Source organism: Pasteurella multocida (genome assembly GCF_900187275.1).
GTDB lineage: Bacteria > Pseudomonadota > Gammaproteobacteria > Enterobacterales > Pasteurellaceae > Pasteurella > Pasteurella multocida.
Map to the genome: position 1 here is coordinate 1,701,295 of NZ_LT906458.1, position 14,888 is coordinate 1,716,182.

General features: G+C 38.6%; 12 protein-coding genes and 1 riboswitch. Of the genes, 7 read left to right on the forward strand and 5 right to left on the reverse strand.

What is annotated here, in order from left to right; all coding sequences use genetic code 11:
* Positions 1-115 precede the first annotated feature (115 nt).
* Positions 116-829, forward strand: a complete 714-nt coding sequence (locus tag CKV69_RS07795; protein ID WP_005752760.1) for a pirin family protein — start codon at positions 116-118, stop codon at positions 827-829.
* 128 nt (positions 830-957) lie between these two features.
* On the opposite strand, the gene tnpA is transcribed toward CKV69_RS07795, so the two are convergent.
* Positions 958-1,422, reverse strand: coding sequence for an IS200/IS605 family transposase (tnpA, locus tag CKV69_RS07800; protein WP_014325726.1), 465 nt, complete (start codon positions 1,420-1,422; stop codon positions 958-960).
* 370 nt (positions 1,423-1,792) lie between these two features.
* Between tnpA and hmpA the strand changes: the two genes are divergently transcribed.
* Positions 1,793-2,947 (forward strand): NO-inducible flavohemoprotein, encoded by a 1,155-nt coding sequence (gene hmpA, locus CKV69_RS07805; RefSeq protein WP_014326497.1) that lies wholly within the window; start codon positions 1,793-1,795, stop codon positions 2,945-2,947.
* A gap of 145 nt (positions 2,948-3,092) precedes the next feature.
* On the forward strand, positions 3,093-5,678 hold the full coding sequence (locus CKV69_RS07810; protein ID WP_014326498.1) for an ATP-binding protein: 2,586 nt from the start codon (positions 3,093-3,095) through the stop codon (positions 5,676-5,678).
* Positions 5,679-5,746: 68 nt separating this feature from the next.
* Here CKV69_RS07810 and speB read toward each other — a convergent pair whose 3' ends face one another.
* From speB to CKV69_RS07825, 3 genes are all read right to left on the reverse strand, one after another.
* The gene (gene speB / locus CKV69_RS07815; RefSeq protein ID WP_014326499.1) at positions 5,747-6,667 is read right to left on the reverse strand and encodes an agmatinase; all 921 of its coding nucleotides are present in this window, start codon (positions 6,665-6,667) and stop codon (positions 5,747-5,749) included.
* 62 nt (positions 6,668-6,729) lie between these two features.
* The gene (gene speA / locus CKV69_RS07820; protein WP_005754927.1) at positions 6,730-8,664 is read right to left on the reverse strand and encodes a biosynthetic arginine decarboxylase; all 1,935 of its coding nucleotides are present in this window, start codon (positions 8,662-8,664) and stop codon (positions 6,730-6,732) included.
* A 158-nt stretch (positions 8,665-8,822) separates the two neighbouring features.
* Positions 8,823-10,118, reverse strand: a complete 1,296-nt coding sequence (locus CKV69_RS07825) for an NAD(P)/FAD-dependent oxidoreductase (protein ID WP_014326500.1) — start codon at positions 10,116-10,118, stop codon at positions 8,823-8,825.
* A 193-nt stretch (positions 10,119-10,311) separates the two neighbouring features.
* On the opposite strand from CKV69_RS07825, the gene CKV69_RS07830 reads away from it, so the two are divergent.
* Entirely contained in the window at positions 10,312-11,361 is a 1,050-nt protein-coding gene (locus CKV69_RS07830) for an extracellular solute-binding protein (RefSeq protein WP_005752003.1), read from the forward strand.
* 65 nt (positions 11,362-11,426) lie between these two features.
* Here CKV69_RS07830 and ribB read toward each other — a convergent pair whose 3' ends face one another.
* Positions 11,427-12,071 (reverse strand): 3,4-dihydroxy-2-butanone-4-phosphate synthase, encoded by a 645-nt coding sequence (gene ribB / locus CKV69_RS07835; protein WP_005724006.1) that lies wholly within the window; start codon positions 12,069-12,071, stop codon positions 11,427-11,429.
* Positions 12,072-12,187: 116 nt separating this feature from the next.
* Positions 12,188-12,343, reverse strand: a riboswitch (FMN riboswitch).
* Positions 12,344-12,437: 94 nt separating this feature from the next.
* Between ribB and ubiK the strand changes: the two genes are divergently transcribed.
* The 3 genes from ubiK (at position 12,438) to CKV69_RS07850 (ending at position 14,717) form a co-directional block, all read left to right on the forward strand.
* The gene (gene ubiK, locus CKV69_RS07840) at positions 12,438-12,689 is read left to right on the forward strand and encodes a ubiquinone biosynthesis accessory factor UbiK (protein ID WP_005717905.1); all 252 of its coding nucleotides are present in this window, start codon (positions 12,438-12,440) and stop codon (positions 12,687-12,689) included.
* Positions 12,690-12,753: 64 nt separating this feature from the next.
* Positions 12,754-14,040 (forward strand): multifunctional transcriptional regulator/nicotinamide-nucleotide adenylyltransferase/ribosylnicotinamide kinase NadR, encoded by a 1,287-nt coding sequence (gene nadR, locus CKV69_RS07845; protein ID WP_005724008.1) that lies wholly within the window; start codon positions 12,754-12,756, stop codon positions 14,038-14,040.
* Positions 14,037-14,717, forward strand: coding sequence for a metallophosphoesterase family protein (locus CKV69_RS07850; protein WP_005724010.1), 681 nt, complete (start codon positions 14,037-14,039; stop codon positions 14,715-14,717). The genes nadR and CKV69_RS07850 overlap by 4 nt, the downstream gene beginning before the upstream one ends.
* The last annotated feature ends 171 nt before the right edge of the window (positions 14,718-14,888 follow it).

Below are 14,888 nucleotides of genomic sequence, written 5' to 3' on the forward strand. Positions count from 1 at the left end.
TTAATATTATTCGCCATTAGTTTAAAGATTATCAATAATAAAGATGTTTATTCTCTAAAAATGAAAAGATATAATACACAACGTTTTGGTAAAAAATTAATTTTAAGGGAAAAGAATGAAAACTATCTATCACTCAGCAAATAGTCGTGGTAATGCAGATCACGGTTGGTTAAAAAGCAAACACACTTTTAGTTTTGGTCATTACTATGATCCTAGTCGTGTTAATTTCGGCGTATTAAGAGTTATTAATGATGACTTCGTTGAAGGGGGAATGGGATTTGGTACCCACCCACACAATAATATGGAAATTATTTCTATTCCATTAAGTGGAGATTTAGCGCATAAAGATAGCATGGGAAATGGCAGTATTATTCGCAATGGTGACATTCAAGTGATGTCTGCTGGTACAGGGGTTACACACAGTGAAATGAATCCGAACGCTGATATCCCAGTAAAATTTTTACAAATTTGGGTTATCCCAAATAAACGCAATGTTGAGCCTCGCTATCAACAAATTACAATTGCGGATAATGCAAAACCAAATGATTTCCAACAAATTCTATCACCAAATCCAGATGATGAAGGTGTTTGGATTCATCAAGATGCGTGGTTTTCGCTAGCAAAATTTGATAAAGGTATTGCTAAAAATTACTCTCTAAATAAAGCAGGTAATGGCGTGTATGCCTTTGTTATCAAAGGACAAGCGAATGTCGCAGGCATTGATCTCAATGAGCGTGATGGATTAGGTGTATGGGATACTAATAACCTAGATATCGTTGCATCAAGTGATGCTGAGATTTTACTTATGGAAGTGCCAATGGAAGCCTAATCCAACAATATATAATAACAATCCGCCCGTAAAACGGGCGGTTTTTAGGCCACCCTATAAGGGCCTAGTACTTCACATGCCCCTCAAGGGGCATGTGAATTCTGACAACCGTTCAATAACTCTGTTGCCTACCCCTTAAAGGGGTCCATATATTCTTTCTTCGATAAATTATCCTGAATCATATCTTCCTTTTCCTGATTTCGGATATATTCCTCTACAATTTTTGTATTTAAACCTACTGTACTTACATAATAGCCTTTCGCCCAAAAATTTCGATTCCCATACTTATATTTCAAATTTGCATGTCTTTCAAATATCATTAGCGATGACTTACCTTTTAAATACCCCATAAAACTTGAAACGGCCAGTTTCGGAGGTATCCTTAACAGCATATGGATATGCTCTTTCATTGCATATGCCTCTATTATCTCTACATTCTTGTAGTGACATAATTGTCTTAGTATCCCTCCTATATCAACTCGCAATTTTCCATAAATTGCTTTTCTCCTATACTTAGGGATAAAGACTATGTGGTACTTACAGTTCCATCTTGTGTGTGATAGACTTGAATCGTCATTGGATTTACTTGCCATGACTTATCCTCCTATATGTTGAATTTTGGTTGTCAGCCTTGTTCATTATAGGAGGATGTTTTGTTCTGCTCACCGCTTAAGCTTTTCTGTTCCATACGCAAAGCGTATGGTTTTTATAGCTAGACTTTGTCTAGCTATAATAAAAAACCTGAGACTGTGCTCAGGTTTTTTTTATGCTATTACTCACTATAAGTTTGTTAATTTTTCTACTTTAGTTCCCAAAATAGCTTCCCTCTTCCTTTTGATCTATATCAAAAATACTATTTATATACATCCAGCGAGGTATAGAAACGACTTACTGAATTTATGTAAATTGAGCCAAAACCAAACCCGACCAAATAACTCAACTACTTATAACAAAGGAAGAAAAATGTTAGATCAACAAACTCGTGACATTATTAAAGCAACTATTCCTGTATTAGAGCAACATGGTACAACTATCACTAATACTTTTTATCATAATATGTTTAACGCACATCCTGAATTATTAAATGTTTTTAATAAGACTAACCAAAAACAAGGACGTCAACCAATGGCATTAGCAAGTACAGTTCTAGCAGCGGCGAAACATATTGATAATCTTACTGTGATTTTACCGAATGTAATGCAAATTGGTCACAAACACCGAGCGCTTGAAATCAAACCTGAACATTATCCTATCGTTGGTGAAAACTTACTGAAAGCAATTAAAGTAGTATTAGGAGATGCTGCAACACCAGAAATTATCGATGCTTGGAAAAAAGCTTATGGAGTAATTGCAGATGTATTTATTAAAGTAGAACAAGAGATGTATGCTGCCGCTGCATGGGAAGGTTATAAGCCTTTTAAAGTGGTTGCTAAACGCGCTGTTTCTGATCAAATCACAGAATTTACTGTGCAGACAGATTTCCCATTACCAATATTAAAAGCAGGTCAATATATTACTGTACGTGTACAACCAGAGGATGAAGTCAATACAGCATGGCGACATTATTCTCTCTGTTCAATGAACACTAGCAACGGACTAAAATTTGCTGTTAAGCGTGAAGGAAAGGGAGAAACAAAAGGTTTAGTATCACACTACTTACATGATCATGTACAAGTTGGCGACACTTTAGATTTTACTGCACCAGCAGGTGATTTTTTATTAGAACAAAATGATAAACCACTAGTACTGATCAGTGGTGGAGTAGGAATAACCCCATTATTAGCAATGTTAGAAGAGCAAGTAAATCATAACTCACAGCGTGAAATTTGTTGGATTCACTCTTGTCGCAATAATGAAAATCACGCGTTTAAAGCAGAAGTTGAAGCTCTCTTACAACAAGCAGACAACACAGATTGTCACATTATTTATACTGCTGAACAATCACGTATTGATGCTGATTTCATTGCAAAACATATACCACAAAATGCGAATATATATGTATGTGGATCAATCAACTTTATGGAAGGTATTATCGACTTATTAAAACGGCAAGGTTGGAATGAAAGTGATATTCACTTTGAGCCATTTGGACCTAAAATGAGTGTTGTTAGTGTTTAACAAAATATCCTTGACCTACTTTAATATTAAGTAGGTCGTTTTTCTTTTCTCAATATAAAAAACACGACTCAATTCATATTTGTCATTTTTTTTTCGCCATTTATGCTTAAAATAATGGCAACCTAGTTCAAGTGCGGTCTAAAAAATGAAAAATTGGAAAACATCTTTTTTTACTAAGCCTTACAGCGTACGCTTTCGTTTAATGCTGTTTTTGATCACCGCTATTTTTTTAATTGTTGTAATCAGTATGACAGCTATTATTGGTTTAAATAGCACTTATCACTCACTCTCTAACTTACGTGATCGCTCACTTAACCAGATGTTTTCCTCAATGACCTTAGGGGTAAAAACCGCACAAATTTCTACTTATGCAAAACGCCTTACTCAAACAACACGCGCTTTAGAGTATCAAGAAGAATCCAAAACCTTGGCACATCATGCTGAACAATTACAAATGCTCTTAACTCAAGCGAAGCAATCTACACCAGAGGACCAACGCTTTGCTAATATCATCTATCACATTGATTTACTGGGAAAAAGTGTACAAGACTTGCTATTACAAACTCACCGACGTCATATTCTTAACACCACAATCATTAGTGAATTAAACCAAGGGTTGCTCCACATTCAGCATATTAAAAGACTGGAAAAAAATACCGCACTGCCAGAACAGATCCCTGCCACTTTTTTATCGCAGCTTAACCGTATGGAAAAATTAATTGAAGATGCCACCAAAAGTAATTTCTCGACGGGGATTTTTATCAGCATTGAGTCCAATTTCTTACTCTTCCCTGCAGTTGATTACTTAATCGACATTAACCAAGAACTGGATAAGCTCAAAGCCCTTTTCCCACAGTTGATTGACAATGCTAAAGCCCTTGAAAAGATCAATTTACGCGTGCAATTCCTCACCTTCCAGATTGATGCTTTGGTGCAACAAATTAGCCAACAATATACACAATTGGCGAAAGAAAAAGTGGACAGCGTGGATATTGATTCAGAACAAATTCAACAACGATTATCCACACTTACTTTGTCTATTTTGCTCTTTTCGTTATTTACGATTTTATTGATTATTATTCTAGGACAATACATTTATTCCTTGATCGGCAAACGCTTATATTCCATTACTGATGCGTTAAAACGCTTATCACAAGGCGATAAAAACGTGATGGTACCGCAACAACAAACCCAAGATGAAATTGGCGATTTAGCACGGACCTTTGATATTTTTCACCAAAATGTGCTGACCTTAGAGCAAACTGACTCATTATTAAAAGAAAAGAGTGAATTATTAGAGCACACGTTTTTAGCTATGCGCGACGGTCTCGCCATTTTTGACCAACAACTTAACTTAGTGTCTTACAACGCACAATTTAACACGCTACTAGGTGACTTTTTTACACACACCTCCCCATTAAGCTTACACACGCTGGTGGATTACTTTAATCATAAACACGCTAAGGTAAGCGGCTGGGAACAACCAATTGATCTCGCCTTACTGAAACAAATTCGGCAAGCGGAAGATTTCCTTGAAATTGAATATTCACAGCAAGTACTGGAATGGCGGGTTAGTCCATTAAAAGATGGACTAGTCATCTTTTTAATTGATCGTACACAACGCAAAAAATTAGAAAACGAAATTGCACACAGTCAAAAAATGCGAGCCATCGGTCACCTCACCGGTGGGATTGCGCATGATTTCAATAATTTCTTAGCTGTGATTATTGGTAATTTGGATTTAATTGATCCGCATGGGCTTGATGAACGCCAAGTCAAACGTCTACAGCGCGCCTTGAAAGCAGCAGAAAATAGCGCAACGCTGACACAACGCCTGTTAGCTTATGCGCGAAAACAACCGTTACACCCTACAGTTTTAGATATTAATCAACTGGTGATTGAGTTTAATGATTTGATTAAACACACCATCCCCCCAACGATTAATGTACAACTCGAATTGGGCGAACATTTGCCTTTAGTCTATATTGATAAAAACCAGCTCGAAACCGCTTTAGTGAATTTAATTGTCAATGCGAAAGATGCACTCAATCACGAAGGTAATATCATCATTCGCAGCACACAATTAACAGTACAACGCGCTCATTGCCAAGAGGAGATGGTGCAACTCTCAATCATTGATGACGGTTGTGGGATGGATGAGCAAACACAAAAACGGGTATTTGAACCATTCTTCACCACCAAACAAAATGGTCGCGGAAGTGGCTTGGGCTTATCCATGGTCTATGGTTTTATCCGCCAGTCGAAAGGACGTGTACTGATTGAGTCCCAACCTGATCAAGGTACCGCTATTCATTTGCAATTGCCAATCGCACAACAAATACAAGATGTATCAGCGTTGACATCCCAACCTCGTCTGAGCTGTGATACAGCATACCAGATTCTAGTAGTGGAAGATAAAGCCTGTGTACGCGAGACCCTGTCAGAACAATTACATGAAATGGGCTACCAACCCGTTTTATGTGAGTCAGGTGAACAAGCTCTTGCCTTATTAGAACAAGGACTAACGATTGATTATTTACTCTCTGATATTATGTTATCCGGCAAATTAACTGGGGTAGATGTCGCAAAATGGGTAAAAACACACTTACCGCAAGTGAAGATCCTGTTGATGACAGGGCACACTGAGCAAAGAGAAAAAGCAGAACAATTCCCAGTCCTTGTCAAACCCTTTAAACAAGTAGAATTGCAGCAGAAACTCACCGCACTTTGAGTTATCAAGCATAAAAAAATCCACTTTCTTAACAAAAGTGGATTTTTCTTGCTCAAGAAAAAGGAATATTAGCCTTTTTTCGCCCCTTGCATATACAGCATTTCTAGCGCCAACGTTGCACCTGCTAAAGCAGTAATGTCCGATTGATCATAGGCAGGAGAGACTTCAACCAAATCCATACCCACAATATTCACATCTTTCAAGGCACGTAAAATTTTCAATGCTTTGTCTGTGCTTAATCCACCACAGACTGGCGTACCGGTACCCGGTGCATAAGCAGGATCTAAACAATCGATATCAAAGGTTAAATAGACAGGTAAATCACCAATTACCTCTTTGATTTTAGCAACAGTTTGTGCCACGCTATCCTCGTTGACTTGTGGCGCAGAAAGTACCGTAAATGGTAAGTTGCGATCAAATTCAGTACGAATACCAATTTGTACCGAATGGGCTGCATCAATTAACCCTTCGTTTGGCGCATGGTAAAACATGGTACCGTGATCATAACGACTGCCATTTTCATAGGTATCCGTATGGGCATCAAAGTGAATCATCGCCAACTTACCAAAATGTTTTGCATGGGCACGTAATAAAGGCAAGGTAATGAAATGATCGCCACCAAAAGTTAAGCAACGCTTACCCGCTTTTAATAAAGCGGTTGCGTGCGCTTCTAATTCTTCTACGAAATTTTGGTTATCACCGAATGAATAAACTAAATCGCCACAATCCACGATCTTTAAACGCTCACGCACATCAAAATCCCATGGAAAGCGACAGTGTTCCCAAGCCAAATTCACCGACGCGCGACGAATAGCTTCCGCACCAAAACGCGTTCCTGCGCGACCCGATACTGACGCATCAAACGGTACGCCAGTAATAATCCACTCTGCATCCGTTTCGACGGGATTAAAGTGAACAGGCAAGCGTAGAAAACCAAAATTATTTGAAACTAATGAAATATCTTCTTTATTGTTTAACGTATTGTACATAGTGATTCCTGTTGTCCTAAAGCGCGGTCTTTTTACAGAAACATAGACCGCACTTTTGCCAATTACTCGTCTTCTAAATAGGTATAACCATTCAAGCCCACCTCAAGTTCATTTAAGAACTGAATGGCTTCTGACGCAGGTAAGTTTGAATGCTCAATTTGTTCACGATAGCGATCCAATAATTTTTTCGGATCAAGATAAACATATTCCAACATATCTGCTACGGTGTTACCTTCGTCGTAGTCCACAATATAAGCCTTATCCTGCTCATGAACTAAGACATCCACTGTACTGGTATCACCAAATAAGTTATGCATGTTACCTAAAATTTCTTGATACGCCCCGACCATAAAGAAGCCTAATAACGGTGGATTGTCTTCTTCATAATGTGGCATCGGCATGGTGGTCGTAATACCATCCCCATCAATATAATGATCAATCGTGCCATCTGAATCACAGGTAATATCTAATAATACTGCACGACGGCTCACAGGTTGATTTAAATTCGAAATTGGACAGACCGGGAAAAGCTGGTCAATCCCCCACGCATCAGGCAAGGATTGGAACAAAGAAAAGTTCACATACAATTTATCCGCAAAGCGTTCTTGCAGTTCATCAATAATTGTACGATGAGAACGGTGCTTTTCATTAAATAATTGCCCCACTTCATGACAAATATTCAAATAAAGTTGCTCAGCCCATGCACGCTGTTCTAAATTCAGCAACCCGACATTGTATTGATTATGTACATCTGATAAATCAAATTGGCTTTCATGAATCCAACTGCGTAACGACCGTTTTTCACGTGAAGACTGAATATCCACCCAAGTTTCCCACATACTATGTAACACACTTGGTGCGTCTTTTGCTGGCGCCGCTAAGGTTTCAAATTTATAACGTTCTACACCAATCACATTAGAGACTAAAACGGCATGGTGTGCAGTCACACCACGACCCGATTCGGTGATAATGGTAGGATGGGGTAAACCATGCTCACGGCAGGCTTGACCAATACCCCACACAACAGTATCGGCATATTCATTTAAACCATAGTTCACTGAGCAATCGGATTGTGTACGGTTTCCTTCATAATCCACACCTAAGCCACCACCCACATCAAAGCACTGAATATTGACGCCTAATTTATGCAATTCAACATAAAAACGAGCACTTTCTCGCACGCCTGTCGCCACATCACGAATGTTGCCCAGCTGTGATCCCAAGTGGAAATGTAGCAACTGTAAACAATCGAGACAGTCATGTTCTTTTAACATCTGAACTAAAGACAAGACTTGTGAGGCAGATAAACCAAATTTTGATTTTTCGCCGCCTGAAGATTGCCATTTACCGGATCCCTGTGAGGCTAAACGTGCACGTACCCCTAAGCGTGGCTTCACATTCAGTTTTGCTGCTTCCTCTAAAACAAGCTGGATTTCAGAGAGCTTTTCAATCACTAAATACACTTTATGTCCAAGTTTTTCACCCATCAGGGCAAAACGAACATATTCTCGATCTTTATAGCCATTACAGACAATCACCGTTTGTGTGATCCCTGCATGCGCTAGCACAGCCATCAATTCCGCCTTTGACCCGGCTTCTAAGCCAAGCGGTTGACCTGAGCTAATTAAGGATTCCACAATACGTCGATGTTGATTTACTTTGATTGGATAAACGAGGAAATAATTCCCCTCATAACCAAAGTCTTCACGGGCACGTTTAAACGCCTGATTAATCGAGCGTAAACGGTGTTGAATAATTTGTGGAAAGCAAAAGAGTGTTGGTAAATGTGCGCCTTGTTCTCGTTGCACTTTTTCTGCTAACGCCGCCAAAGACACACGATTTTGTGGTTTGTCAGGATCAGGACAAACAAAAATGTCCCCTTTTTCATCTACGTTATAATAACGCATCCCCCAGTAATTGATGTTACACACTTCACGTACGGTATTTTCAGCAAACACAGATGAAGTGCCATCAGACGTTAAAGTAACCTGTTCCAATGTCTTAGTTTACCTCTTAAAAGGAGTCAAAAATTCAAGCGCCAACGCGCCATATTTTGTTTTTTCTGTCCCATCGCAATTACAGAAAAACGTTTGCAAGAATAAAGCAAAACAAGGGGAATAACTAGTTTTTTCTTACTACTTTTCCTCTTGGAATATCAACGATATTTATCTAAAAAACGATAGTATTTAGTGCCTACAAATAAGGTGGCTTTTTGCAGTAACTTACCGCCATGCACACTCGGTACTTTAAGTTGCTCAAATACGCGTAAACGCTCATCGTTACCTAAAATAGCTTCTGCAACAATACGCCCCGCTAATCCCGTTAACGCCACGCCATGTCCAGAATACCCTTGCGCAAAATAAATATTCGGCGCAATTCGACCAAAATGTGGATTGGAATTCAAGGTCATATCAATAGGTCCGCCCCAACCATAGTCAATGTTGACATTTTCTAACTGAGGAAACACGTGCAACATATTGCAGCGCATAACCGTCATCATATCCAAGCCCGGACTCGAATCACTGCCAAATAACAAGCGATTGTCGGCACTTAAACGGTAATAATCTAAGAAATAATTATTGTCACATACTGACATACGGTTGCGAATCAAACTCTCCGCCATTGCATCACTTAACGGCTCGGTGGCAATAATAAAACTTTCTACAGGTAAAATTTTGCGAGCAATACCACGATGTAACTTTTTTGGTAGCACACGAATATAAGCATTGGTGGCTAATACTAAATCTTTGGCAATCACGGAGCTTTGATCGGTTTTCACTTTGACTTTTGCTTTACCGATACGTAAATCAACTGCTGGCGACTGTTCATAAATTTCCACTCCTAACGCTAAACAGGCTTTCGCTAAACCTAAACAATAATTCAGTGGGTGTAAATGACCAGAATTGGCATCAAAGAGTGCGCCCGTATAAATCTCACTGCCTAGATTCTCAGCTAATTTAGCTTTATCCCATAATTGCATATGGGGATAAGCAAAAAATTCGCGACAAGATTTCTCAATCGCAATTAAGTCATCCATACGACGTGGATTTAAAGCTAACGTTGCATAACCTCTACGCCAATCACATTGAATGTTATATTTTTTAATCCGCTCTTCGATAATCGCTAACGCTTCTAGTGACATTTGCCATAATTTCTGCGCAGTATCAAATCCCACTGCATCAATATAATCGCCAATGTCTTCTTCAAAACCGTTGATCGCCTGCCCACCATTTCGCCCTGAGGCGCCAAAGCCTACACGTGCGCCTTCTAATACAATCACTTTTTTGCCTTGTTCCGCTAATTCAAGTGCGGTCGATAGACCAAAAAATCCCGCACCGATGATACACACATCAGCAGATTTTCGTTGTTGTAAAGGCGGAAGAGTGAAATGAAGATGACGGGAGTCGGAATAATAAGTTTTGATATGTTCTTGATGAGAAAACGTTAACATAAAATCGCTCGCTAATAACACTAGCTGGCAGTTTACCCCGACGAAGAAATATGTCAATTTAATTCAATCACTTTATAAAGTTTGCTATACTCAGCGCGAAGTTCTTAAACTTAACGTTCATGCGGATTGCTTCACTAAAATCCGTTCATTTTTAACCGCACTTTATTGTCTTTAGACATTGAGGGACTCAAAATTGAAAAGACTTTTTGCTAACGTCATCAAATCACTTGTCTTCACCTCCCTTTTCTTTTTCACACATTCCGCCTTAGCAAACAAAAAGCTTTACGTTTACAACTGGACGGATTACATTCCTTCAAGTTTAATTGCTGATTTTACTAAAGAAACGGGCATTGAAGTCATCTATTCTACTTTTGAGAGTAATGAAGAGATGTACGCGAAACTCAAATTACTTTCTAAAAATAGCGGTTATGACCTGGTTTTTCCATCGAGTTATTACATCAATAAAATGGTCAAAGATGGCATGCTACAAAAACTCGATCACGCAAAATTAACCAATTTACATCAAATCCCAACCCATTTGCTGAATAAAGAATTTGATCCACAAAACCAATATTCCCTGCCTTATATTTATGGACTCACTGGTATTGGTATTAATGCAGAAGAGATTGATCCTAGCAAAATTACTAGCTGGGCAGATTTATGGAAACCAGAATATAAAGGTAAAGTGTTACTAACTAGCGATGCACGCGAAGTATTTCATATTGCTTTACTGTTAAATGGCAAATCACCAAACACCACTAAAGAGCTTGAAATTAAACAAGCTTATGAAAAACTGGTTAAACTCATGCCAAACGTTTTGGTATTTAATTCTGATTCACCAGAGGTCCCTTATGTACAAGGTGAGGTTGCTTTAGGCATGATTTGGAATGGTTCCGCCTACTTAGGTAATAAAGAAAATTCCAACATTCAGTTTATTTACCCAAAAGAAGGGGCGATTTTCTGGATGGATAACTATGCTATCCCGAAAAAAGCAAAAAATGTTGAGGGCGCATATCAATTTATCGACTTCTTATTACGTCCTGAAAATGCCAAAATTGTGATCGAAAGAATGGGATTTTCAATGCCAAACGAAGGTGTAAAACACTTACTCGCGCCTGAAATGGTCAACAACCCAGTTCTTTTCCCACCAGCAGAGGAAGTGGAAAAAGGCATCATGCAAGGCGATGTCGGTAGAGCAGTCGATATTTATGAAAAATATTGGAACAAGCTGAAAACGAATTAATTATCCTAATACAAAAAGTGCGGTCAGATAAAATTTTGACCGCACTTTTTTATACACACTAAATATTACACATCATACTTTTGACGATAAGCCACTAAATCTTCAATCGTAACGACTGGAAAACCAAATTTCTGAGCAAACGTAACAATTTCTGGTGCACGAGCCATTGAACCATCATCATTGGTAATTTCACAAATCACACCAGCGGCTTTATAACCAGCTAAACGAGCAAGATCAACCGATGCTTCAGTATGCCCACGGCGTTTTAACACGCCACCTGTCATCGCACGTAATGGAAAAATATGTCCCGGACGGCTTAAATCGCTTGGTTTGGCATTATCGGCAACGGCAGCACGAATAGTTGTCACACGATCAGTGGCGGATACGCCTGTCGATACACCTTTAGCTGCCTCAATCGTCACCGTAAAGGCCGTCTTATTCACACTGGTATTTTCAGTAACCATCGGTGGCAAATCAAGTTGTTGGCAAATTTCATCGCTTAAACATAAACAAACGATACCACTGCCATAACGAATTAACATTGTCATTTGTTCTACTGTAATGGTTTCAGCAGGAAAAATGAGATCACCTTCGTTTTCACGATCTTCATCATCAAGAACTAAAACACCGTTTCCCTGTTTAAACGCATTAATCGCAGCAATAGCACGTTCTTCTGACTGACCAAAAGGAGATAAAATAGACTGATTCATAGTAAATTCCTTGAAATATAAAGATATTTAGATACCAGAATCAGGGCTGATGAGAAAAGTATGTGGCTAAGAAAATCTTAAACAAACAAAAAATACAGGTTTTGCACACAAAACCTGCTTATTCTCTTTCATCCAGACTATACTGTCGGCTTTGGATTCTCACCAAATCTGCTGACTTTACTATCTCTTGTGACATGAAATAGTAAACGCTCGTGGGCTTATGTTATACATTTACCACCGGTAGGGAATTTCACCCTGCCCTGAGAATGCGCAAATAGTATAACGCAAACTTAATCTCGAAAAAATGTTTTTATTTGTAGCAAGATTACATACAATAGATGAAATTTCAAAAAATATGAGGCGATTATGCTAAATCCGAAAAAAATAGAGCAAGTTATACAACAAATCCAAGACTCTCTTCCACAAGGGATTAAAGACTTGGGACAAGATGCTGAAGCCAAACTCAAACAAACATTGCAAGCGCAATTAGCAAAACTTGATTTGGTGACGCGTGAAGAGTTTGATGTACAAACACAAGTATTAATGCGTACTCGGGAAAAATTAGTGGCGTTAGAAAAACGGGTTGATGAATTACTTGCACAACAAAACCAAGCATAACCTTGCGCCACTCGCTGAAAAGTGCGGTCTTCACTTTACTATTTCTGAATAAAAGGAAAGCATCATGTCCACGTTTGCCTACTTACAACAAAAGCGTAAACAACTGAATTTAAAAGTTAATGAGATCTGTGCACAAGCCAATATTACACGTGCGTATTTTAATCAACTCGTGAGTGGAAAAATCAAAAATCCAAGCGCAACAAAGCTCAGTGCATTACATAAAGTGTTGCAGATCACCGAACCGAATAATAAGAAAGTCGGTGTGATTTTTGGCAAATTTTATCCTGTCCATACCGGTCATATTAATATGATCTATGAAGCCTTTAGTAAAGTGGATGAAATACACGTCATTGTCTGTAGTGATACAGAACGTGACTTAAAACTCTTTTATGACAGCAAAATGAAACGTATGCCGACAGTGCAAGATCGCTTACGTTGGATGCAACAGATTTTTAAATACCAAAAAAACCAGATTTTTATTCATCATCTTGTTGAAGACGGAATTCCAAGCTACCCAAATGGTTGGGAAGCGTGGGCGTTGCAAGTCAAAAACCTCTTTAAAGAAAAACATTTCAATCCAACCGTAGTTTTCAGTAGCGAAGTGCAAGATAAAGCACCTTATGAAAAATACCTTGGTTTAGAAGTTTCCTTAGTCGATCCTGAGCGACAATTTTTTAATGTCTCTGCGACAAAAATCCGCAATAACCCATTTCACTATTGGAAATTTATCCCAAAAGAAGTACGCCCGTTCTTTGCCAAAACTATCGCCATTTTAGGAGGGGAAAGCAGTGGTAAAACTGTACTGGTCAATAAATTAGCCACAGTATTCAATACCACGTCTGCCTGGGAATATGGGCGCGAGTTTGTTTTCGAAAAATTGGGGGGAGATGAACAAGCGATGCAATATTCCGATTACCCACAAATGGCACTGGGGCACCAACGCTATATTGATTATGCGGTACGTCATGCACATAAAGTGGCGATTATTGATACAGATTTCATCACCACACAAGCTTTTTGTATTCAATACGAAGGAAAAGCACATCCTTTCTTAGATTCCATGATCAAAGAATATCCATTCGATGTCACAATTTTATTAAATAACAACACTAAATGGGTGGATGATGGCTTACGTAGTTTAGGTAATCATAAACAACGCCAACGTTTTCAACTCTTACTAAAAAAATTACTCGATAAATACAATGTACCTTATATTGAAATTGAATCGCCAAGTTATTTAGAGCGTTATAATCAGGTCAAACAGATTGTCGAGAAAATCCTAAATGAAGAAGAAATTCCTAATTTAATGCATGATCATGGGACAACATCCATTTTTGAGGAAGAAGAATGATTTTATTTGCTGGTGATCCGCATGGAAGTTTTGATCACCTTTATCCTTTCATCAAAGATAAACAGGATGTTGCTTTAATTATTTTAGGGGACTTACAACTTACTACCGCCAGTGAATTAGAAAAACTCGCTCAATATTGCGATCTCTGGTTTATTCATGGCAACCACGACAGTAAAACAATCGATGCCTTTGAATCCATTTGGGAAAGCGAATGGCAATCGCGTAACTTGCATGGCAAAGTGACAGAAATCCAAGGAAAAAAAATTGCAGGGCTAGGGGGCGTTTTCCGTGGACAAATTTGGATGCCACCAAACAAACCTTTATTTTTTGATCCTATTCACTATTGCCAATACTGTTCACAAGAAAAAATATGGCGAGGTGGCGTACCATTACGCCACAGGACCTCTATTTTTCCCTCTGATATTGAAGCATTAGAACAACAAAAAGCCGATATTTTGATTTGCCATGAAGCACCGAAACCCCATCCTAGTGGTTTTGCTGTGATCAATACATTGGCACAAAAAATGCAAGTCAAACATATTTTCCATGGCCATCATCATGAAAATTTTGATTATGACACGCTAAGTGAAGAGGCGTTTAAAATTACGAATGTTGGCTTTCGTAGCTTATGTAACATTGAGGGAGAATATTTACTGCTAGGTGTTGATGATCGGTAAAATGACAAGAGCTGCATTCCCCTATTAAACATCAAAGAAACAGACCGCACTTATGCCTCTGAGAATTAAAAGAGAAAAGTGCGGTTTCTTTTTTCTCTTTTCTAGCTAACTCAGCAGTATTCCAGTATTAGGATTATCTTCAAGGAAAAGTAAAATCCCTGTTTCATAAAA

Excerpts from the sequence above, each read along its gene's own strand:
- hmpA (WP_014326497.1), top strand. The coding sequence starts at position 1,793 with ATGTTAGATCAACAAACTCGTGACATTATTAAAGCAACTATTCCTGTA.
- CKV69_RS07810 (WP_014326498.1), top strand. The coding sequence starts at position 3,093 with ATGAAAAATTGGAAAACATCTTTTTTTACTAAGCCTTACAGCGTACGC.
- speB (WP_014326499.1), bottom strand. The coding sequence starts at position 6,667 with ATGTACAATACGTTAAACAATAAAGAAGATATTTCATTAGTTTCAAAT.
- CKV69_RS07795 (WP_005752760.1), top strand. The coding sequence starts at position 116 with ATGAAAACTATCTATCACTCAGCAAATAGTCGTGGTAATGCAGATCAC.
- CKV69_RS07825 (WP_014326500.1), bottom strand. The coding sequence starts at position 10,118 with ATGTTAACGTTTTCTCATCAAGAACATATCAAAACTTATTATTCCGAC.
- nadR (WP_005724008.1), top strand. The coding sequence starts at position 12,754 with ATGTCCACGTTTGCCTACTTACAACAAAAGCGTAAACAACTGAATTTA.
- ubiK (WP_005717905.1), top strand. The coding sequence starts at position 12,438 with ATGCTAAATCCGAAAAAAATAGAGCAAGTTATACAACAAATCCAAGAC.
- tnpA (WP_014325726.1), bottom strand. The coding sequence starts at position 1,422 with ATGGCAAGTAAATCCAATGACGATTCAAGTCTATCACACACAAGATGG.
- ribB (WP_005724006.1), bottom strand. The coding sequence starts at position 12,071 with ATGAATCAGTCTATTTTATCTCCTTTTGGTCAGTCAGAAGAACGTGCT.
- CKV69_RS07850 (WP_005724010.1), top strand. The coding sequence starts at position 14,037 with ATGATTTTATTTGCTGGTGATCCGCATGGAAGTTTTGATCACCTTTAT.